The 22,098-nt window shown below is 41.2% G+C and carries 24 protein-coding genes; all 24 read left to right on the top strand.

From position 1 onward, the window contains the following. Nucleotides 1-4: 4 nt before the first annotated feature. The 24 genes from A3I9_RS0110940 (at nt 5) to A3I9_RS0110825 (ending at nt 22,093) form a co-directional block, all read left to right on the top strand. Nucleotides 5-508 carry a P-loop NTPase family protein gene (locus tag A3I9_RS0110940; RefSeq protein ID WP_018379069.1) on the top strand — a complete coding sequence of 168 codons (504 nt, stop codon included), beginning with the start codon at nt 5-7 and terminating at the stop codon, nt 506-508. A gap of 58 nt (nt 509-566) precedes the next feature. Then, nucleotides 567-1,286 carry a 1-(5-phosphoribosyl)-5-[(5-phosphoribosylamino)methylideneamino]imidazole-4-carboxamide isomerase gene (gene hisA / locus A3I9_RS0110935; RefSeq protein ID WP_018379068.1) on the top strand — a complete coding sequence of 240 codons (720 nt, stop codon included), beginning with the start codon at nt 567-569 and terminating at the stop codon, nt 1,284-1,286. A 1-nt stretch (nt 1,287) separates the two neighbouring features. Beyond that, nucleotides 1,288-2,046 (top strand): imidazole glycerol phosphate synthase subunit HisF, encoded by a 759-nt coding sequence (gene hisF, locus A3I9_RS0110930; RefSeq protein WP_018379067.1) that lies wholly within the window; start codon nt 1,288-1,290, stop codon nt 2,044-2,046. Beyond that, nucleotides 2,043-2,363, top strand: coding sequence for a phosphoribosyl-AMP cyclohydrolase (gene hisI / locus A3I9_RS0110925; protein WP_018379066.1), 321 nt, complete (start codon nt 2,043-2,045; stop codon nt 2,361-2,363). The genes hisF and hisI overlap by 4 nt, the downstream gene beginning before the upstream one ends. Nucleotides 2,364-2,397: 34 nt before the next feature. Then, entirely contained in the window at nt 2,398-2,712 is a 315-nt protein-coding gene (gene hisE / locus A3I9_RS0110920; protein WP_018379065.1) for a phosphoribosyl-ATP diphosphatase, read from the top strand. A 113-nt stretch (nt 2,713-2,825) separates the two neighbouring features. After that, nucleotides 2,826-4,373, top strand: coding sequence for a cardiolipin synthase (gene cls, locus A3I9_RS0110915; protein WP_018379064.1), 1,548 nt, complete (start codon nt 2,826-2,828; stop codon nt 4,371-4,373). Nucleotides 4,374-4,441: 68 nt separating this feature from the next. After that, the gene (gene recJ, locus A3I9_RS0110910) at nt 4,442-6,646 is read left to right on the top strand and encodes a single-stranded-DNA-specific exonuclease RecJ (RefSeq protein WP_018379063.1); all 2,205 of its coding nucleotides are present in this window, start codon (nt 4,442-4,444) and stop codon (nt 6,644-6,646) included. Nucleotides 6,647-6,759: 113 nt separating this feature from the next. Beyond that, entirely contained in the window at nt 6,760-7,278 is a 519-nt protein-coding gene (locus tag A3I9_RS0110905; RefSeq protein ID WP_018379062.1) for an adenine phosphoribosyltransferase, read from the top strand. Nucleotides 7,279-7,422: 144 nt separating this feature from the next. Continuing rightward, nucleotides 7,423-8,364, top strand: coding sequence for a homoserine O-acetyltransferase MetA (gene metA / locus A3I9_RS0110900; RefSeq protein WP_018379061.1), 942 nt, complete (start codon nt 7,423-7,425; stop codon nt 8,362-8,364). Between the two features lie 8 nt (nt 8,365-8,372). Beyond that, nucleotides 8,373-9,050 (top strand): DnaD domain-containing protein, encoded by a 678-nt coding sequence (locus tag A3I9_RS0110895; RefSeq protein WP_018379060.1) that lies wholly within the window; start codon nt 8,373-8,375, stop codon nt 9,048-9,050. Between the two features lies 1 nt (nt 9,051). Continuing rightward, nucleotides 9,052-9,741: a tRNA (adenine(22)-N(1))-methyltransferase gene (locus A3I9_RS0110890; protein ID WP_018379059.1), complete on the top strand. Its 690-nt coding sequence runs from the start codon at nt 9,052-9,054 to the stop codon at nt 9,739-9,741. Further along, a complete protein-coding gene (locus A3I9_RS0110885) occupies nt 9,728-10,522 on the top strand; it encodes a Nif3-like dinuclear metal center hexameric protein (protein ID WP_018379058.1) in 795 nt (264 codons plus the stop codon). The genes A3I9_RS0110890 and A3I9_RS0110885 overlap by 14 nt, the downstream gene beginning before the upstream one ends. A gap of 109 nt (nt 10,523-10,631) precedes the next feature. Beyond that, a complete protein-coding gene (locus A3I9_RS0110880; RefSeq protein WP_018379057.1) occupies nt 10,632-11,456 on the top strand; it encodes a ZIP family metal transporter in 825 nt (274 codons plus the stop codon). A gap of 97 nt (nt 11,457-11,553) precedes the next feature. Further along, the gene (gene rfbA / locus A3I9_RS0110875; protein WP_018379056.1) at nt 11,554-12,423 is read left to right on the top strand and encodes a glucose-1-phosphate thymidylyltransferase RfbA; all 870 of its coding nucleotides are present in this window, start codon (nt 11,554-11,556) and stop codon (nt 12,421-12,423) included. Next, nucleotides 12,423-13,016, top strand: a complete 594-nt coding sequence (locus A3I9_RS0110870; RefSeq protein WP_018379055.1) for a dTDP-4-dehydrorhamnose 3,5-epimerase family protein — start codon at nt 12,423-12,425, stop codon at nt 13,014-13,016. Before rfbA ends, A3I9_RS0110870 begins: the two co-directional genes overlap by 1 nt. Nucleotide 13,017: 1 nt before the next feature. Further along, on the top strand, nt 13,018-13,506 hold the full coding sequence (locus A3I9_RS0110865; protein ID WP_018379054.1) for a hypothetical protein: 489 nt from the start codon (nt 13,018-13,020) through the stop codon (nt 13,504-13,506). A 181-nt stretch (nt 13,507-13,687) separates the two neighbouring features. Further along, nucleotides 13,688-14,734: a dTDP-glucose 4,6-dehydratase gene (gene rfbB, locus A3I9_RS0110860; RefSeq protein WP_018379053.1), complete on the top strand. Its 1,047-nt coding sequence runs from the start codon at nt 13,688-13,690 to the stop codon at nt 14,732-14,734. 209 nt (nt 14,735-14,943) lie between these two features. Further along, complete coding sequence (locus A3I9_RS0110855; RefSeq protein ID WP_018379052.1) at nt 14,944-16,002, top strand: PTS sugar transporter subunit IIC; 1,059 nt, start codon at nt 14,944-14,946, stop codon at nt 16,000-16,002. 34 nt (nt 16,003-16,036) lie between these two features. Next, on the top strand, nt 16,037-16,960 hold the full coding sequence (locus A3I9_RS0110850) for a 2-dehydropantoate 2-reductase (protein ID WP_018379051.1): 924 nt from the start codon (nt 16,037-16,039) through the stop codon (nt 16,958-16,960). Between the two features lie 81 nt (nt 16,961-17,041). Beyond that, the gene (rfbD, locus tag A3I9_RS0110845) at nt 17,042-17,893 is read left to right on the top strand and encodes a dTDP-4-dehydrorhamnose reductase (protein ID WP_018379050.1); all 852 of its coding nucleotides are present in this window, start codon (nt 17,042-17,044) and stop codon (nt 17,891-17,893) included. Nucleotides 17,894-17,983: 90 nt separating this feature from the next. Then, nucleotides 17,984-19,132, top strand: a complete 1,149-nt coding sequence (gene cps2T / locus A3I9_RS0110840) for a beta 1-4 rhamnosyltransferase Cps2T (RefSeq protein WP_018379049.1) — start codon at nt 17,984-17,986, stop codon at nt 19,130-19,132. Beyond that, nucleotides 19,129-20,058: a glycosyltransferase family 2 protein gene (locus tag A3I9_RS0110835; protein WP_018379048.1), complete on the top strand. Its 930-nt coding sequence runs from the start codon at nt 19,129-19,131 to the stop codon at nt 20,056-20,058. The genes cps2T and A3I9_RS0110835 overlap by 4 nt, the downstream gene beginning before the upstream one ends. A 2-nt stretch (nt 20,059-20,060) precedes the next feature. Continuing rightward, on the top strand, nt 20,061-20,864 hold the full coding sequence (locus tag A3I9_RS0110830) for an ABC transporter permease (protein ID WP_018379047.1): 804 nt from the start codon (nt 20,061-20,063) through the stop codon (nt 20,862-20,864). Then, nucleotides 20,864-22,093: an ABC transporter ATP-binding protein gene (locus A3I9_RS0110825; protein WP_018379046.1), complete on the top strand. Its 1,230-nt coding sequence runs from the start codon at nt 20,864-20,866 to the stop codon at nt 22,091-22,093. The genes A3I9_RS0110830 and A3I9_RS0110825 overlap by 1 nt, the downstream gene beginning before the upstream one ends. Nucleotides 22,094-22,098 lie beyond the last annotated feature (5 nt).

Below are 22,098 nucleotides of genomic sequence, written 5' to 3'. Positions count from 1 at the left end.
AGAAATGAGGATAGATATTATTGGCTCAGTTGGCTCTGGTAAAACAACTTTAGCCAAAAAACTCAGTCAGCTATACCAGGTGCCCTGTTATGAAAAGGATGAGATTGTTTGGGTTCGAGATGAAGCAGGGGACTACAAGCGAAACGATGAAGAGCGAGATAGTTTATTTCAGTCAATCTTGGACCAAGAAAGTTGGATTGTGGAAGGCTCACCTCGAAAAATCTTACAAGAGAGCTTTGAGAAAGCAGAATTGATTCTCTTTTTAGATCCTCCTTCAACGACAAGGTTAAAGAGAATCATTTACCGTTGGCTAAGGCAGAGAAGTGGGAAAGAGGTCTATAAATTATATCCCAGTTTGAAAGCCTTGAGCCAATATATAAAGTGGCACTGCCAGTTTAATCGGGACAAAAAGAAAATCTTGGATTCGTTATCTATCCACTCTTCTAAACTTATTATATGTAGGACTTCAAAGGAAGCAGAAGAAGTAATTCAGAAACGTTTTACTTAATTGTAGCGACTAGTTAATGAGAAAATGGATATATTTTCTTGAAAAAGGAGGATAGTTTATGAAAATATTACCTGCAATTGATATTCGGAATGGTCAGGCGGTCCGTCTTTATAAGGGGAATTTTGACCAAGAAACAGTGGTCAATCCAGATGTGCTGGGGCAGGCGCGGATTTTTGCGGATGCAGGCATGCAATTTATCCATGTGGTAGATTTGGATGGCGCCTTGGAGGGTCGTGCCACCAACCGTGACCTAATTGCGGCTCTGAAAGTCGCAACAGGAATGGGGGTTGAAGTCGGCGGAGGCATTCGCACCCTAGGGCAAATCAAGGATTATCTTATGGTGGGAATAGACCGCGTCATCATTGGCTCAATGGCTGTGAAAAATCCTGACTTTGTCAGGGAAGCACTGGAGCAATTCGGAGCGGATAAGATTGTCGTGGGCATTGATGCTAAAGATGGTTTTGTGGCGACAGAAGGCTGGCTTGAAACAAGCACGGTTGATTTTATTAGCTTGGCCAAAGAAATGGAAAAAATGGGTGTGCAATTATTTGTTTACACGGATGTGGATCGTGATGGGACATTGACCGGACCAAATTTTGCCCACTATGATCGCTTGGTGGCAGAACTGACCACAGCAAAGGTCATCGCTTCAGGAGGAATCGCAGAGTTAGCTGATTTGACCAGATTACAGGAAATCGGTGTCGCTGGTGCGATTGTGGGCAAGGCCTACTACAACGGTAATATCAGCCTTGAGGAACTCAAGAAAGTAGAGGGATAAGATGCTCAAAAAACGGATTATTCCCTGTCTAGACGTCAAAGATGGTCGTGTGGTGAAAGGGGTCAACTTTGTCAATCTAACCGATGTGGGTGACCCTGTAGATACAGCCCGTGTTTATTATGAGGCTGGATGCGATGAGTTAGTCTTTCTAGATATCACTGCTACACATGAGCAACGTGATACGACGGTAGAAATGGTAAGGCGAGTGGCAAATCAAGTGTTTATCCCTTTTACAGTTGGTGGTGGTATTCGCTCGGTAGGGGATATGAATCGCATGCTCAAAGCTGGTGCAGACAAGGTTGCGGTCAATTCTTCGGCGGTTGCCAATCCCCAATTGATAAAAGAATGCGCCGAGAAATTCGGGAGCCAGTGTGTCGTCGCAGCCATTGATGCCAAAAAGGAAACGGATGGCAGTTGGCATGTATATGTCGCCGGTGGTCGAAAAGATACTGGTAAAGATTTGTTGCAATGGGCGCGTGAAGTGGTCGAACTTGGGGCAGGAGAAATTCTCTTAACTTCAATGGATAAGGATGGAACCAAGTCAGGTTTTGACCTAGATATGCTCAATGCTGTCGCTAGTGTTGTCGATGTTCCCATTATTGCTTCAGGCGGTGCTGGTGGGATTGCTCACATGGTAGAAGTGTTTGAAAAAACGCCTGCTACAGGGGCTTTAGCTGCATCCATTTTCCACTACGGAGAAGTGTCAATTAAAGACACGAAACAAGCAATGACAGATGCTGGAATAGAGGTACGCTTATGACAAAAATTCAACTTGATTTTGCTAAACAAGGTGGACTTCTTCCAGTGATTGTCACAGATTATCAGACAGGTCAGGTTCTGATGCTGGCTTATATGAATGAGGAAAGTTATCGTTTGACCCTTGAGACCAAACAGATGCACTACTGGAGTCGTTCGCGGAATGAACTCTGGCATAAGGGGGCGACCAGTGGTCACTACCAAAAGGTCAAGTCCATCAAGACAGACTGCGACTATGATACTCTTCTCATCGCTGTTGAGCAGATTGGTGCAGCTTGTCACACAGGCGAATACTCTTGCTTTTTTAATGAGATTTTATAGCAAGTGTGCATTTAGGAAGAAAACGGAGGAAATTATGTTACATACCTTATACCAAGAGGCTTTAAACCGAAAACAACATCCCAAAGAGGGCTCCTATACCAATTATCTCTTTGATAAGGGATTGGATAAGATTTTAAAAAAGGTTGGCGAAGAAGCAACTGAAGTCATCATCGGAGCAAAGAATGCAGATAAGATAGAAATCGCTAACGAAACAGCTGATATTCTCTACCATTTGGCTGTTATGTTAGTGGAAACAGGGGTGACACCTGAGGATGTAGAATCTGTTTTGACTGCTCGTCAGGGCAAACAATCCAATGTCCATGACCGCAAAGAAATCACCGAATATTAGGAGCAGATCAATCGGAAGATTGGTCTTTTCTGTTGTGACAGTGGAAATATGGAATAGGAAAAACGGCTATTTTTTGATATAATAGTCAAAATATACTAAAAATGGGAGAGGTCATGAAACGAATTTGGCGGATTATTTATAGTCGTGTTTTCATCATTTTACTGTTGCTATTGGTCACAGTGATGGCAATTTTTTTGGCGGTTTCTTCCGTAACAACCCTAGTACCTGCTTTCTGGATTGTGTTACAGATTTTTTCGATTATTATAGCCATCTCGATTCTCAATCGGCCTATGAATGCTAGTTTTAAATTGACCTGGATTTTATTTGTGGTGGGTGTTCCCATTTTTGGTGCCCTATTCTACTTTATCTTACAGTCCAATTTCGAGACTAGGCGATACCGTAAGACCTTTCAAAAGCAGGCAGAACTCCTTAAACAATATGGGCACACCTCTTCGAAAGTTCTAAATGGTTTGGCAGAAAAAGACCGTGACCAGTTAAAATTAGCCCATTATATGAGTGAGTCTGTAGGCTATGCCCTTCATACGAATAGTGATGCCAAGTATTTCGCATCAGGTGAGGCTTGGTTTGAAGTCTTTTTGGAGGAACTGCGCAAGGCTGAACGCTACATCTTTATGGAGTACTACATTGTTGATTTTGGCTATATGTGGGATTCTATTTTGGAGATTTTAAAGGAAAAAGCTGCTCAGGGAGTAGAAGTCCGTTTTATGTACGATGGGATGAATTCTTTGAGTTTACTTCCTTACACCTACTACAAAACTTTGCGGAAATTTGGCATTAAGGCCAAGGTCTTTTCTCAGATCATCCCTGCTCTCTCTACTATTCAAAACAATCGTGATCACCGTAAAATTACGGTCATTGATGGGAAGGTCGCCTTCACGGGTGGTGCTAATATCGCTGACGAATACATCAATCGGATTAAGCGTTTTGGTTACTGGAAGGATGCAGCCATTATGGTGACAGGAGAGGCAGTTGCCAATTTCACACTCATGTTTTTACAGATGTGGAATTTTGATGAAAAGACTGAAAACGATGATACCGTTTATCTCTTGGAACATAAACATCGTGAAAAAGTCGAGTCTGAATCAGATTCCTATTTCCTTGGTTATGGAGAAAGTCCATTTGACAATGATGCGGTCGCCAAACGGGTCTATCTGGATATGTTCCAATCGGCACGGCATTCGATTTCTATCATGACCCCTTATTTGGTGCTGGATGATGAAACGCAGGAGACATTGATTTATGCAGCCAAACGAGGTGTGCGTGTGCGGATTTTGTTGCCCCATATTTATGACAAGCAATCCCCTTATCTAGTGGCGCGTACGGATTTCGAAATGTACTTGGAAGCTGGAATTGAAATTTATGAGTACATGCCAGGCTTTGTCCATTCTAAGGTGGTCCTCATTGATGATAAAAAGGCATCGGTTGGGACAGTCAATCTGGATTTCCGCAGTTTCTATTTGAATTTTGAGTGTGGGTTGTATATCTACAATCATCAGCAAGTTTTGTCAGATATTGCGGCAGATTTTGAAAAATCTTTTGCAAAATCAGAACGGATTACGCTAGCCGGCTTCCGCTTGCATTATCCTTGGTATAAGCGAGTGGCTGGTGCGGTTATAGCGATTTTGGCTCCGTTATTATAAGAGATGAAAGACAGGCAGATGCTTGTCTTTTTATGATATAATAAAGGGATGATTAAAGGAGAGAGCGTGTGATAAAATCAAGTTATGAATGGGAATTACTTCCCAGTTTTTCAGATCAAACCTTTGCGAAATTAGCCAAAAAAGAGGGGTTGGATTCCTTGGCGACACAACTAGTCTATGAAAGGGGCATTCAAACCGAAGCACAACTAGTAAAATTTTTACATCCGAGTTTGGAACACCTGCATGATCCCTATCTCTTGCATGATATGGACCGAGCAGTAGGACGGATTCGTCAGGCGATTGAGAACTATGAACAAATTTTAATTTATGGGGATTATGATGCGGATGGAATGACATCGGCCTCTATTCTCAAAGAAGCCTTGGAAGAATTAGGGGCGGAGTGTCAAGTGTATCTGCCTAACCGCTTTACAGATGGTTATGGTCCCAATCAATCGGTCTACAAATACTTTATTGAACAACAGGGCGTATCGCTCATTGTCACGGTGGATAATGGTGTGGCAGGGTATGAGGCCATCGCCTACGCACAGGAAATGGGTGTAGATGTTGTTGTCACGGACCACCATTCCTTACCTAGCGAATTGCCAAAGGCCTATGCCATTGTTCACCCTGAGCATCCCGAAGGAAATTATCCTTTCAAACATTTGGCGGGTTGTGGCGTCGCTTTTAAACTAGCCTGTGCCTTGCTTGAACAGGTACAGGTAGAATTTTTAGACTTGGTTGCTATTGGGACAATTGCAGATATGGTATCCTTGACAGATGAAAATCGGATCATGGTCCAATATGGACTGTCGCTCCTAAAGCAGACCGAACGAGTTGGACTTCAGGAATTGTTGAAGGTGGCAGGAGTAGACACTCAAACCTTAAATGAAGAAACAATTGGTTTCCAAATAGCCCCTCGCCTCAATGCCCTCGGTCGCCTTGATGATCCTAATCCTGCCGTCGAATTATTGACAGGATTTGATGAGGAAGAAGTCGTAGACATCGCTCAGATGATTGATGCCAAAAATACCGAGCGAAAAGAGGTTGTGCAGACCATATACGAGCAGGCCAAAACAATGATTCGTTCAGACAAAAAAGTGCAGGTTCTGGCGGCTGAAGGATGGAATCCGGGGGTCCTAGGTATCGTGGCTGGACGGCTCTTAGAGGAATTAAGTCAGCCTGCTATTGTCCTTACAATTCAAGATGGGATAGCTAAAGGTTCAGCCCGCTCAGTTGAAGCAGTTAATATTTTTGAAGCATTGAATGACCATCGTGACCTCTTTATTGCCTTTGGAGGCCATAGTGGTGCGGCAGGTATGACCTTGCCCGCTGAAAACCTAGAAAGGTTATCAGATGTACTGGAAGAATTCATAGAAAAGGGAAATATTGACCTTTCTAGCAAACCAAGTCTAGTATTGGACGAGGAATTACAATTAGCAGAGCTAAGTTTGGACACCGTCAAAACCCTTGAAAAATTAGCTCCCTTTGGCATGGACCATGCCAAACCGACCTTTTATCTAAAAGACTTTCAAGTAGAATCTGCTCGAACGATGGGGCAGGACAATACTCATCTCAAACTACGCATTAAACAAGAAGGAGTGAGTATTGACGTGGTAGCTTTCGGGAGAGGAAGTCTTGCTACTGAATTTACCCAAGTCAAGGGATTGGAATTGGCCGTACAACTCTCTGTTAATCAATGGAATGGTACGACCACTCTCCAACTCATGCTGGTAGATGCACGGGTTGATGGTGTTCAGTTATTTGATATTCGTGCCAAAAATGCGCCACTCCCTGAGACTGTGCCAGTCTTGACTGAAGAAGTAGAAGGCAGAAGTGTTGTTCTGTTAGAACTGCCTGAAAAAGCTGAGGATTTACGAGCCCTTTTTGCAGGTCGGGAATTTGAAGCTATCTATTTTAAAAATCAGATCAAGCAGGAATACTACTTAACAGGATATGGTACACGAGAACAGTTTGCTAAATTCTATAAGACGATCTATCAATTCCCAGAATTTGATGTCCGTTACAAGTTGAAGGAATTGTCTCAGTATCTCAATATTCCTTATATCTTAGTCGTGAAAATGGTACAGATTTTCCAAGAATTAGGCTTTGTCACAATTACAGATGGAGTCATGACAGTCAATAAAAAAGCAACGAAACGAGAAATTTCTGACAGTCAGATTTACCAAAACTTAAAAGAAATGGTGAAATTTCAAGAGTTGATGGCCTTGGGAACGCCACAAGAAATCTATGATTGGCTGACGAAAGAAGAATAATCAAATAGACCTTGTGCTAAAGTGTTTCCTGTGACGTCTATAGTTTGTCATTTACTGTGACTAAAAAAAATGCTATAATGAAGAGTAAAACAAAAAATAAAGTGAGTTGAACAATGAAATTAGAAGATTATATCGCCTCCATCGAAAACTACCCTAAAGAGGGCATTACATTCCGTGATATTAGCCCATTGATGGCAGATGGCAATGCATATAGTTATGCAATTCGTGAAATTGTACAATATGCTGTCAGCAAGGATATTGACATGATCGTTGGTCCAGAAGCGCGTGGTTTTATCGTAGGCTGCCCAGTCGCTTTCGAGCTAGGGATTGGATTTGCACCTGTCCGTAAACCAGGTAAATTGCCACGTGAAGTTATTTCTGCAGACTATGAGAAAGAGTATGGTCTAGATACCTTGACGATGCACTCAGATGCGATTAAACCAGGACAGCGCGTTCTGATTGTCGATGATTTGTTGGCAACAGGTGGTACAGTTAAAGCAACTATTGAGATGATTGAGAAACTCGGTGGTATTGTTGCTGGGTGTGCTTTCTTGATTGAGTTGGATGGTCTTGGAGGACGTAAAGCTGTTGGCGATTACGATATGAAAGTGCTTATGAATTTCCCAGGCTAAGGAAACAATTGCAAGGCAGAAGTTGTGACTCGTTACAGATTTGATTATAGTTATCAACTATAACTAGACCTAATTTCTACCAAATTGAATTCATCTCTCAGCTACTGTATAATAACAGTATCATTTGAAACGAGGAGAGAGTGTATGCCGATTAAGATTGATAAGTCCTTACCAGCCGTCGAGATTTTGAGAACTGAGAATATTTTTGTAATGGATGATAATCGTGCCCAACATCAAGATATCCGTCCATTAAATATTTTGATTCTTAATCTGATGCCACAGAAGATTGTGACGGAGACACAGCTGTTGCGACTCTTAGCGAATACACCCTTACAACTGGAAATCGAGTTTCTTCATATGGCTAGTCATCGTTCGAAAACAACGAATGCAAGCCACATGGAAGAGTTTTACAAGACTTTCGAACAGGTTAAACATCGTTTTTTTGATGGATTGATTGTGACTGGAGCACCAGTAGAAAATCTTCCCTTTGAAGAAGTTGATTACTGGCAGGAGCTGGAAGAAGTTTTTGAATGGTCTAACAGTCATGTCTACTCGACCTTGCATATCTGTTGGGGGGCACAGGCTGGATTATACGCCCGTCATGGTATCGGAAAATATAGCAAAGAACGGAAACTATCCGGAGTGTATCATCAAGAGGTTATCAAGGTTGATAGTCCATTGATGAGAGGCTTTGATGATGTCTTTTCAGCACCGCATTCTCGTTACACAGAGGTTCGTGAAGAAGACATTGCACCCTTTGCGAACTTAGAAATCTTATCTAGTGGAGAAGATGTTGGGCTTTCAATTATTGCCAGTAAAGATTTACGTGAGGTATATAGTTTTGGTCATTTAGAATATGATCGAGATACCTTGTCCAAGGAATACCAGCGAGATGTATTAGCTGGAAAAAATCCTCATGTGCCGGAGAATTATTTCAAGAAGGATGATCCAACAACTCGACCAGCCTTGACCTGGAATTTACCGGCTGCACAATTTTTTAATAACTGGATTAACTACGCAGTCTACCAAGAAACCCCTTATGATTGGAATATGGTAGAACTATCCTCGCAATCAGCGAGTTTGTAAGAGGCAGTATGAATTATTCACAACAATATCAATCTGGCAACTTGGTTTTACCAAGTGCCTTATTGTTTCATTTCAAAGAACTATTTCCATCAGCAGATGATTTTTTGGTCTGGCAATTTTTCTTTTTTCAAAATACGAGTAAGGTAGATGAGATGGCACCAAGCCATATTTCTCAAGCAATTGGCAAAAGTATTGCTGAGGTCAATCGTTCGATGGAACGCCTGCAGGAAGCAGGTCTTCTAGATTTTAAGACCATTGAACTTGCTGGAGAAATCGAGATGATTTGCGATGCCTTTCCGGCTTTGAAGAAGTTGGATGAGTTAGTGACTCCAACAGCAGAAACAGCACAGGTGATGCCAGAGAATACCTTCAAGACCTTGGTAGGGGATTTTGAGAGAGAACTAGGCCGTCTCTTATCTCCTTTTGAGATTGAAGATTTACAAAAGACCATTCAAGAAGATAAAATATCTGTTGAGTTAATTCGTCTGGCTTTGCGTGAAGCAGTCTTTAATAATAAGACCAATTGGCGCTATATTCAAGCCATTTTACGCAACTGGCGTCGAGAGGGGATTACAGCCCCAAATCAAGTAGAAGCAAAAAATGCAGAACGAGAGCAACAACAAAACAATAAGCCCCTTGCTGTATCACAGGATTTCAAGGATGCAATGTCTCTCTGGGAAGATTAGAATGGAATATACGAAATTATCAAAACGTTTAGAAAATGTGGCTGATTATGTGCCATTTGGTGCCCGTTTGGCGGATGTGGGAAGTGATCATGCGTATCTTCCTCTTTTTTTAGTTGAAAGTGGACGCATTTCGTATGCTGTGGCTGGCGAAGTGGTACAAGGGCCTTATCAATCTGCCCTTGCTAATGTGAATGAAGCAAGGCAACAAGAGAAAATCAAGGTTCGGTTGGCCAATGGTTTAGCAGCGATTGAAACAGAAGATGCGGTTGATACCATTACCATTGCGGGGATGGGGGGACGTCTGATTGCGGATATCTTGCAGGAAGGAATGGAAAAACTCTCATCTGTTCAACGGTTGATTTTACAGCCGAATAATCGCGAAGATGAATTGCGCCTCTGGCTCAGTCAGAATGGATTTCAGATAGTTGCGGAAACGATTCTAACTGAAAATCAAAAATTTTATGAAATCATTGTTGTAGAGCCAGGGAAAACTGATTTGACGGAGCAGGAGTTGCGTTTTGGTCCTTATCTATTAGCAGAAAAGTCGCTTGTGTTCCAAGATAAATGGCAAAGGGAGCAAATCAAATTAGAATCAGCTCTTGCGCAAATACCCACTACACACCTACAAGAGCGCCAGCTATTAGAAAAAAAAATCAAGGCCATCAAGGAGGTTTGTCATGTTAGCGAGTGATGTTATAGAACGCTACCAGCGGTTTTGTCCGCCGAGTCTGTCTATGGAAGGCGATGTGTCAGGTCTACAAATTGGGACCCTCAACAAAGAAGTGAAACGTGTTATGGTAGCTTTGGATATCCGTGAGATGACGGTCGCAGAAGCCATTGACAAACAGGTGGATTTGATTATTGTAAAACATGCTCCAATCTTTCGACCCCTGAAGGACCTAGTAGCAGACAACTTGCAAAATCAAATTTATCTACAACTCATCAAGCATGATATTGCAGTTTATGTCAGTCATACAGATATTGATGTGGTTGAAGGTGGTCTCAATGATTGGTTTTGTGAATTGCTAGGAATTGAACAACCAGAAATCCTTCATGAAACGACGCCGGGTTACGGAATTGGTCGTGTAGGGCAGATTCCAGAACAAACCTTAGAAGAATTTGCCTTGACTGTAAAAGAAACATTTGGGCTGGACAGTGTGCGCTTGGTCACTTATGCCCACCAACGCCAACAATATATCCAGCGTGTTGCCATTTGTGGTGGCAGTGGTGATTCTTTCTACAAGGATGCCTTGGCCAAAGGGGCAGATGTTCTTGTAACGGGTGACATTTATTATCACACGGGTCAAGATATGCTGACGCAGGGACTTTTAGGGATTGATCCTGGTCACCATATTGAGGTTTTGTTTGTGCAGAAAATAGCCGAAAAGCTAGAATTGTGGAAAAATGAAGCAGGGTGGAATATTGAGATTCTTCCTTCAACGGTCTCTACCAATCCATTTCGACATCTATAATCGTTGAAAGGCTAGAAAATGATCTAGCTTTTTAGTTTTGAACAGAAATTCTACTTGAAAAAAGCTTGAAAATAAAGTAATCTAATAGTGTGTTAGAAGGAGAAATATTATGTCTTGGTTTGCGGGGCAACCAGTTGTAATACAGGCTTTTTTAGCAGGGTTGTTTACTTGGTCCTGTACGATATTAGGGTCGGCTATCGTCTTTTTTTTCAAAAATGTGAGTCGAAAACTGTTAGATACGATGCAAGGATTTGCGGCAGGAGTGATGATTGCAGCCTCTTTTTGGTCTCTATTGGCTCCGTCTATTGAGTACGCCGCTCCAACTTATGGTAGTTGGTCATGGATACCAGCAGCGGTTGGCTTTCTGATTGGTGGTTACTTTTTACGATTGGTGGATGCTGTTATCCCCCATCTTCACTTGGGCAATGAAGTGGACAAGGCCGAGGGTGGTGGAGAATCTGAACGGAGACGCCTGTCTAAAACGGCTCTGCTATTTCTTGCGATTACCATTCATAATATCCCTGAGGGGTTGGCCATCGGGGTCACATTTGGTGCTTTGGCAAACAATCCAAGCCATGCAGCTTTTATTGGTGCTGTTGGACTGGCTTTGGGAATTGGGATTCAAAACATTCCTGAAGGCTCTGCGCTTTCTATTCCTATTCGGACGGACGGAAAAACGCGAAAAGAATCCTTTTTCTGGGGATCAATGTCAGCAATTGTTGAGCCTATTGCTGCAATAATTGGTGCTGTGGCAGTTCTTTACATGACTCCAATTTTGCCATATGCTCTTTCGTTTGCGGCAGGTGCCATGATTTTTGTTGTGGTCGAAGAACTCATTCCAGAATCACAAACAAATGGAAATACGGACTTAGCGACATTGGGGCTTATGATGGGATTTGTTATTATGATGATTTTAGATGTTGCTTTAGGATAAATACCATGAATCCGCCCAGTGCGGATTTTATTATGGAGTGACAGTGTTTTTAAATTATGCTATAATGAAATGAATAACATTAGGGAAGGTATCTAGTATGAAAGGTATTATTCTTGCCGGTGGATCTGGCACTCGTCTATATCCATTAACCCGAGCTGCATCAAAACAATTGATGCCCGTTTATGACAAACCGATGATTTACTATCCATTATCAGTGTTGATGCTGGCTGGTATTAAAGAAATTTTGGTTATCTCTACACCACAAGATTTGCCACGCTTTGAAGAATTGCTTGGTAATGGTTCTGAATTTGGGATTTCATTATCTTACGCTGTTCAACCAAGTCCAGATGGCTTGGCTCAAGCCTTCATCATCGGTGAGGAATTTATTGGTGATGACAGTGTCGCACTTATCTTAGGTGACAATATTTACCATGGTCCAGGTTTATCAGCGATGTTGCAACGTGCTGCAGCGAAAGAATCTGGTGCAACTGTCTTTGGTTACCAAGTCAAAGACCCAGAACGTTTTGGTGTGGTTGAATTTGATGTCGATATGAACGCTATTTCTATCGAAGAAAAACCGGAAGAACCTAAATCAAATTACGCAGTGACAGGTCTTTATTTCTATGATAATGATGTGGTAGAGATTGCTAAAAATATCAAACCATCCCCTCGTGGAGAATTAGAAATCACAGATGTGAACAAGGCTTATCTTGATCGTGGTGATTTATCTGTTGAAGTGATGGGACGTGGTTTTGCATGGCTAGATACAGGTACACATGAAAGTCTGTTAGAAGCTGCGCAATATATTGAGACTGTTCAACGCATGCAAAATGTTCAAGTTGCAAACTTGGAAGAAATTGCCTACCGCATGGGTTATATTACCAAAGAACAAGTACTTGAATTGGCACAACCATTGAAGAAAAATGAATACGGACAATATTTGCTCCGCTTGATTGGAGAGGCTTAATGACTGAACAATTTTTTGACAAAGAATTAGCTTGCCGTGAAGTTCCAGGTATTCCTGGCATGTTGGAATTTGATATTCCTGTTCGGGGAGATAATCGTGGCTGGTTCAAGGAAAATTTCCAAAAAGAAAAAATGGTGCCACTTGGTTTCCCTGAAAGATTTTTTGCCGAAGGAAAATTACAAAACAACATTTCCTTTAATAAAAAGCATACGCTTCGTGGCTTACATGCAGAACCTTGGGATAAGTATGTTTCAATTGCAGATGAAGGCAGGGTCATCGGGACTTGGGTTGATTTGCGTGAGGGTTCTACTTTTGGCAATACCTATCAGACAGTGATTGACGCCAGCAAGGGAATCTTCGTTCCTCGCGGTGTGGCCAATGGCTTTCAGGTTCTAACTGACAAAGCCGCTTATACCTATCTAGTCAATGACTACTGGGCGTTGGAACTCAAGCCTAAGTATGCCTTTGTGAACTATGCAGACCCATCTTTAGGAATTCAGTGGGAAAACCTTGAAGAAGCAGAAGTTTCAGAAGCAGATAAAAATCACCCTCTTCTCAAAGATGTTAAACCATTGAAAAAAGAAGATTTGTAACATGTATCAAGAGTTTTTAGTGATTGCGCGGCACTTAAATCAGCTTGGAATTACGCCACTTTTGATGGGCTCTGTCGGACTAGAAGTGCGAACAGGTCAATCTTGGTCAGCACGTGATTTGGATATTCATGTTCCAAGTGATCCTCGTGGTTGGGAAGTGCCGGATGAAGAGCGAATTTATCGTTTTGATGAACTCAATTCTACCATGGAAAGACTAGGTTATCATTTGGTCGATCGCCATGAACACGAGTTTCAAAAAGAAGGGCGTTCCGTTGAATTTGGTGGCTTGCATTCTTTGCCGAGTTTTGCTGGTGTAGAACTGGAAGACTTAGAAGAAATAGAAGATGAAGGTGTTCATTACTACTTGCCCAATTTGGAACAGTACCTAAAAATTTATCAAGCTTCATCGAAAGATAGTTATCGCGCAGAAAACAATAACCACAAAGACTTCGCAAAAATTGACTACTTAAAACAAGTATTAGGAAAATAGGGCAAGTTTAGCGAGCTTAAAGATGATGTTTTCTCTATGATGAATCTTGGAATAATCGAGATTTTGGTTCGATTATTAGCAATGGAATCTTGATGGATTTTTGAAATCATCCACTGGATAATTTCACCTTGCATCTGACACCACCTACGAAAAATATCAAAAAAGAAATTTTGGAGAAAAAATGACAGAATACAAAAACATTATCGTCACAGGTGGAGCTGGTTTTATCGGTTCTAACTTTGTGCATTACGTTTATAACAATCATCCAGACGTTCATGTAACGGTCTTGGATAAGTTGACTTACGCAGGTAACTGTGCGAATATCGAGGCCATTCTTGGTGATCGTGTTGAATTGGTTGTTGGGGATATCGCTGATGCTGAATTGGTAGACAAATTAGCTGCAAAAGCGGATGCTATCGTTCACTATGCAGCTGAAAGTCACAATGACAATTCACTCAATGATCCAAGTCCGTTCATCCATACCAACTTTATTGGGACATATACCTTGTTGGAAGCTGCTCGAAAATACGACATTCGTTTCCACCATGTGTCAACAGATGAAGTGTATGGTGATCTTCCATTGCGCGAAGATTTGCCAGGACACGGTGAAGGACCAGGTGAGAAATTTACAGCTGAAACCAAGTACAATCCAAGTTCGCCTTACTCCTCAACGAAGGCTGCTTCAGACTTAATTGTAAAGGCTTGGGTGCGCTCATTTGGTGTCAAAGCAACGATTTCTAACTGTTCAAACAACTACGGTCCTTACCAACACATCGAAAAATTTATTCCCCGTCAAATCACCAATATTTTGTCTGGCATTAAGCCAAAACTCTACGGTGAAGGGAAAAATGTACGTGACTGGATTCATACCAATGACCACTCAACAGGAGTTTGGGCTATTTTGACAAAAGGCCAAATTGGTGAAACTTACCTCATTGGTGCTGATGGTGAGAAAAATAATAAGGAAGTTCTTGAATTGATCCTTGAGAAAATGGGGCAACCAAAAGATGCCTATGACCATGTGACAGACCGTGCAGGTCATGACCTTCGCTATGCGATTGATTCAACAAAACTCCGTGAGGAACTCGGTTGGGAACCACAATTCACAAACTTCTCAGAAGGCTTGGAAGAAACTATTGCCTGGTACACAGAAAACCAAGATTGGTGGAAGGCTGAAAAAGAAGCCGTTGAAGCGAATTACGCTAAGACACAAGAAGTTATTAAATAACAATTCAAAAACCTTGTCATATCAACGTTTGTTGAAGATGACAAGGTTCTTTTTTGTATTTTGGGGCATTTTTCAATAATCTATCCAATGAAGAGAATTGGCAATGAAGAGAATTATGAAAATTTTCAACAAACTCAAAAATTTTTATTCCGCATATATAAATTTGTGATATACTAAACAATATAAAAATATTTTAAGGAGGAGTCAGTATGACTGAAACGAAAAAAGGAACGATCAGTACCTTTATCAACAATGTGTTGGGGGGGACTGCAATCGCGATTGTTGTAGCATTGATTCCAAATGCTATTTTGGCAACTTTCTTAAAGCCTTTGTTGCCAAATGTATTTGCGGCTGAATTTCTCCATATTGTCCAGGTGTTCCAATTCTTTACACCAATTATGGCTGGAGTTTTGATTGCACAAAAATTCGGTCTCAATCCGATGCAACAATTAGCAGTTGGTGGTGCAGCTTACATTGGTTCAGGTGCATGGGCATTTACACAAATTACACAAGAAGGTGTGGCAACAGGGATTTTCCAGCTCAAGGGTATTGGAGATCTTATTAACATGATGATTACTGCAGCTCTAGCAGTATTAGCAGTGCAATGGTTTGGAGATAAATTCGGCTCTCTGAATATCATTTGTCTGCCAATCATTATTGGTACTGGAGTCGGATATATCGGCTGGAAAATCTTACCCTATGTATCCTATGTAACGACCTTGATTGGTCAAGGAATTAATACTTTTACAGTTTTACAACCAATTCTGATGAGTATCTTAATTGCCATTTCGTTTGCTATTTTAATTGTGAGTCCGATTTCAACCGTAGCGATTGGTTTGGCAATCGGTTTGAATGGATTGTCTGCAGGTGCTGCTTCTATGGGAGTGGCTGCAACGACTGCTGTTCTTGTATGGGGAGCCTTAAAGAAAAATAAAGCAGGGGTTCCGATTGCGATTGCCTTGGGTGCCATGAAAATGATGATGCCAAACTTCTTGAAACATCCACAAATAGCTGTTCCAATGGGTATCACAGCAGCTATTAGTGCATTATCAGTACCGATGTTCAATCTTATCGGTACGCCAGCAACCTCAGGTTTTGGATTGGTTGGTTTGGTCGGGCCTATCGCATCTCTAGAAGGTGGCATTAGCATTCTCGTCATGGTTCTAGCATGGATTGTAATACCTTTTGCAGTAGGCTATGTTGCACATCGTGTTTGTCGTGATATCTTTAAACTCTATACGGACGATACATTTGTTTTTGAAGGTTAACATTTTATTTCGTGCTTAGTGAAAGGAGCATATGATGAAAATTTATATTGCGGGCGCAGGTGCCATGGGTTGTCGTTTTGGGGTACAATTATCTGAAGCAGGGAATGATGTCACCCTTTTAGACAACTGGGAAGCTCATATTCAAGCCATTCAACAAGAGGGGTTGAAAGTTGTAGGAGATGAAGAAAAAACGGTTCAGTTGCCCATTATGAAGCCAGTAGAGGTGGAAGGCGAGGCGGATTTGGTGATTCTCTTTACAAAAGCCATGCAATTAAAACAAATGTTACAGGATATCGAAACGGTCGTTGGAGAACAAACACGTGTTCTTTGCCTGTTAAATGGTTTAGGTCATGCGGATGTCATTAAGGAATATGTTCCAGAATCCAATATCTTAATGGGAGTAACAGTTTGGACAGCTGGTCTGAAAGGACCAGGAACGGTCCTCATGCAAGGGAATGGAACCATTAATCTACAATCATTGGATGCCAGTCAAGAAGCTTCTGGTCGCGAAATTACAGATGTCTTGAATGGAGCAGGTCTGAATGCGACGTATGACACGGACGTTGTGCCGTCTATCTGGCGTAAGGCCTGTGTCAATGGTACAATGAACTCAGGCTGTGCCCTGTTAGATTGTACAATTGGCGAACTCTTTGCTAGTGAATCAGGACTGAAAATTGTTCGTGAAATTATCCATGAATTTGTCAGTGTAGGAATTGCTGAAGGGGTCGATTTAAACGAAGAAGAAATTACCAATTATGTGATGGATATTTCTGTCAAAGCAGCTCCGCATTATCCATCTATGCATCAGGATTTAGTGCAAAATCGTCGGTTGACTGAAATTGACTACCTGAATGGTGCGGTGAACGAAAAGGCAAAACGACTTGGAATATCTACACCATACTGCCAAATGATGACACAACTTATTCATACTAAAGAAGACATCTTCGGAATCAACTAATCGAAAAACTCTCCAAATGATTTGTTTGGAGAGTTTTGTGTTATAATAATCAAGTAAGAAAGTTGAACAAAGGAGTCTATCATGATTTTAATTACAGGTGCCAATGGTCAGTTGGGGACTGAACTACGTTATCTTTTGGATGAACGTGGAGTCGAATATGTGGCGGCGGATGTGGCAGAAATGGACATTACAGATGCTGACAAGGTGAATGCCTTTTTTGCGGAAGTGAAGCCGACAATTGTCTATCACTGTGCAGCCTATACAGCAGTGGATGCGGCTGAAGATGAAGGAAAAGAATTAAATTATAACATTAATGTAATTGGCACGGAAAATGTTGCAAAAGCTGCTGCTCAATACGATGCGACATTGGTGTATATTTCAACTGACTACGTCTTTGAAGGTCAAAAGCCTGTTGGCTTAGAATTGGAAGTTGATGAACCTGCTAATCCTCAAACGGAATACGGCCGTACCAAACGTTTGGGAGAAGAAGCAGTTGAAAAATATGCTGGAAAATTCTACACGGTGCGTACAGCTTGGGTCTTTGGTAACTATGGTAAAAACTTTGTCTTCACCATGCAAAACTTAGCAGAAACACGCGACACACTAGGTGTAGTCAATGACCAATTCGGTCGTCCAACTTGGACACGCACTTTGGCAGAATTCATGGTCTACTTGGTAGATACCAAGCAAGACTTTGGTTACTATCATTTATCAAATGACTCTGCAAAAGGCATCAGCTGGTATGATTTCGCTAAGGAAATCTTAAAAGATAAACCGGTAACCGTCAATCCAGTTTCGTCTGACCAATTTCCAGCCAAGGCAAAGCGCCCGCTCAACTCAACCATGAGTTTGGCGAAGGCGAAAGCGACTGGATTTGTGATTCCGACCTGGCAGGAAGCGCTTGAATCCTTCTATCAACAAGGACAGAAATAAGATGAAAGGGGACGATGTCCCTTTTTTCTATGAATTTATGCTAAAAATATGATATAATAATCTGATTACACTTTGAAGAGTACAATATTTATGAAACATATTTTTATTATCGGAAGTCGTGGTTTACCGGCTAAGTATGGGGGATTTGAAACCTTTGTAGAAGAGTTGGTGTCCCATCAGGTGTCGGATCAGATCCGGTATCATGTAGCCTGTTTATCAGATACGAGTCATCACCAGCATAATGATTACAAAGGGGTCGATTGTTTTACCATTCGGCTACCGAAACTGGGACCCGCTCGTGTGATTGCATATGATATGATGGCGATTCGTTATGCCTTGCAGCTGATTGCAGAGCAAAAGATTGAACAGCCCATCTTTTACATTTTAGGGAATACCATTGGAGCTTTTATTGCTCCTTTTGCACGCAAGATTCATCAAATCGGTGGACAGTTATGGATCAATCCTGATGGCTTAGAATGGAAACGAACGAAATGGTCTAAGCCTGTACAAGCCTATCTCAAATATTCCGAGAAAGTCATGACCAAACAGGCAGACTTGGTCATTTCTGATAATGAGGGAATTCAATCGTACATTCAGGATGTTTATCCTTGGTCAAAAACGACCTTCATTGCCTATGGAACAGATTTAGAGCCAACGAATTTGACGCAAGAAAGTTCAGAAGTTCGGGAATTCTTCGCAAAATGGGAAGTTCAAGAAAAAGACTATTACCTGATTATTGGGCGCTTTGTTCCTGAAAATAATTACGAGACCATTATCCGTGAATTTATGAGAGCAAAGACTAAACGGGATTTGGTGATTGTTTGCAACCATGAGGGGTCAGCTTACTTTGAGCAACTACGTCAAGCAACAGGGTTTGATAAGGACGAACGAATCAAGTTTGTCGGAACGGTCTATGATAAGGATCTTCTCAAGTATCTGCGACAAGAAGCGCGTGCTTACTTGCATGGTCACGAGGTTGGGGGAACCAATCCGAGCCTCTTAGAAGCCCTAGCTCAAACCAATGAAAATCTAGTCTTGGGAGTTGATTTTAACCGCAAAGTTGCTCTTGATGCTGTCCACTATTGGAGTAAGGAAGCTGGAAATTTATCGACGTTGATTGATCAGATTGACCAACAGGATGAAGCTATTGAACTTGGAATGAAGGCAAAAGCACATATGCGAGAAAATTATACGTGGGAGGGAATTGTCCGCCAATACGAGGACTTGTTTTTAAGATGAAAGTAAATATTCTCATGTCCACCTATAATGGGGAACAATTTTTAGCAGAACAGATTCACAGTATTCAAGAACAAACCTATACCGACTGGCAACTCTTGATTCGTGATGATGGTTCAATGGATAAAACGCCTGAAATCATCGCAAAATTCGTAGCGACGGACAGACGGATTTTCTGGATAAATGAACAGGATCGCACGAATCTAGGGGTGATTAACAGTTTTCATACCCTCCTGAACTACGAGACGGCAGATGTTTATTTTTTCAGTGATCAAGATGATGTTTGGCTTCCTGATAAACTGGAAGTCAGTCTGAAGGAAGCAGAGCAATATTCAGTGGACGAGCCGCTAATGATATACATGGACTTGAAAGTGGTCGATCAAGAGTTAAATATCCTATCTAACAGTATGATTCGGAGTCAGTCTCATCATGCCAATACAGAGTTGGTACAGGAATTAACAGAAAATACTGTTACTGGTGGAGTTTCCATGATTAATCACTCTTTAGCACTTTTATGGCAACAAACAGAGGGAATTCTCATGCACGACTGGTATTTGGCGTTACTAGCGAGTGCCTTTGGGAACTTAGTCTATATTGACCAGCCAGGAGAACTCTATCGTCAGCATGGGAACAATGTTCTTGGAGCACGGACCTTATCAAAACGGGTGAAGAAATGGTTACAACCAAGTTTGCTATTTGAACTCTATTGGAAATTGATAAAAAATAGTCAACAGCAAGCAGCATTTCTACTAGACATGCCTCTTTCTTCATCAAAACGAGAAATGATTAACGCCTTTGTCACGATTATGGATAAGGGATTTCTCGAGCGTAAACGAGTGTTGAAACAATATGGTTTCAGAAAAAATAAGGCCTTTCATACCTTTGTTTTCACCACTCTTATTTTGACAAAATTTGCCTATAAGGAGTAACTATGGATCTTTTTTCCAAGAAAAATCGTATTTTATTAAGTGAACTGATTAAAACTGATTTTAAATTGCGCTACCAAGGAAGTGTCGTTGGCTATCTTTGGTCCATTTTGAAGCCACTCATGACATTTGCGATTATGTATATTGTCTTTGTCCGTTTCCTACCTTTAGGTGGAAATGTACCACATTGGGCTGTAGCCCTTCTATTAGGGAATGTGATTTGGTCCTTCTTTTCAGAAGCTACCAATATGGGGATGGTATCGATTGTGACGCGAGGAGACTTGTTGCGTAAACTAAGCTTTTCAAAACACATCATCGTTTTATCAGCCATTTGTGGTGCCATGATAAACTTTTCGATTAACTTTGTAGTAGTTTTGGTTTTTGCCCTCATCAATGGTGTAAAATTCTCGTGGACCATTTTTTTGACGCCCCTCTTGTTTATTGAACTCTTTTTGTTTGCCTTTGGCATTGCCCTCTTACTATCTACACTTTTTGTGAAGTTCCGTGACTTGGGGCAAATTTGGGAAGTTTTCATGCAGGCTGGAATGTATGCCACACCAATTATCTACCCGATTACTATTGTCTTGGAAAAAAGTCAGTTCGCTGGAAAGTTGTTGATGTTAAGTCCACTTGCGCAAATCATCCAAGATATTCGTTATTTCTTGATTGATCGGGCCAATGTAACCATCTGGCAATTGTCGGATAATTGGGTTTATATCCTAATTCCTTATCTGATTCCAATTATAGTATTTACCATTGGTCTTACAGTATTTAATCGTAATGCTAAAAAATTTGCGGAGATTATCTAATGACAGAAAAGAAAATTGCAGTAAAAGTAGATCATGTCAGCAAGTTTTTCCGCTTGCCGACAGAACAAACGCATAGCTTACGTACCGCGGTTGTTAACCGTTTTAAAGGGATTAAAGGCTATAAAGAGCAACACGTTTTAAAAGATATTTCATTTGATGTGGAAGAAGGAGACTTTTTCGGTATTGTTGGTCGAAATGGTTCTGGGAAATCTACTTTGCTCAAAATTATTTCCCAGATTTATGAACCGGAAAAAGGCAGCGTCACTGTCAATGGGAAACTGGTTTCCTTTATCGAATTGGGAGTCGGTTTCAACCCAGAATTAACAGGACGTGAAAATGTTTATATGAATGGTGCGATGCTCGGTTTTACACGTGAAGAAATCGATGCCATGTATGATGACATTGTAGAATTCGCAGAGCTGAAAGAATTCATGAACCAAAAACTTAAAAACTATTCAAGCGGGATGCAGGTGCGTCTGGCCTTCTCTGTTGCCATCAAGGCGCAGGGAGACATCCTCATTTTGGATGAAGTTTTGGCAGTTGGAGATGAAGCCTTTCAACGGAAGTGTAACGACTATTTTATGGAACGCAAGAAAAGCGGTAAAACAACGATTCTTGTTACCCATGATATGGGAGCTGTCAAGAAATACTGTAACAAGGCAGTATTGATTGAATATGGTTTGGTCAAGGCCCTAGGAAATCCTGAAAATGTGGCCAACCAATATAGTATGGATAACACTGTCCCACTGCATCAGGAAATGGATGAAGAGGTGACAACTGCTGAAGAGTTAAAAACTGAAGAAGTTGTTCGCGTCAAAGATTTTCAGTTGAAATTACTTAGTCCTAACCAAATGACTCCGAAAGATGAAATTCAATTTCAAATAGAATATGATGTTCTAGAAGATATCGAAACCTATATCGCTTTATCCTTAACAGATATTGACCGAAATATCTGGATTTACAATGATAATTCGATGGATCAGATGCTGAGCGGAAAAGGACATAAGGTGATTCACTATACTTGCTCGTTACCAACTGTCAATGATTTGAAAATGAAATTAGAGGTAACCGTTCGTGATAAAGATGGGCAGATGTTGGCATATTCTGACGCCACTCAGACCCCTATTATCGCAATTAACCGCACTGATATTGCCCCAGGCGATCTATCAGCCCTTGATTCAGCAAGTGGTCTGATTCAGCGGAATGGTAATTGGAAAATGCAAAATTAAGGAGA

Origin of the sequence: Streptococcus ovis DSM 16829, from assembly GCF_000380125.1 — a bacterium.
Lineage (GTDB): Bacteria > Bacillota > Bacilli > Lactobacillales > Streptococcaceae > Streptococcus > Streptococcus ovis.
Note: the sequence above shows the minus strand (reverse complement) of the source record. Positions and strands in the feature narration are given on the sequence as shown.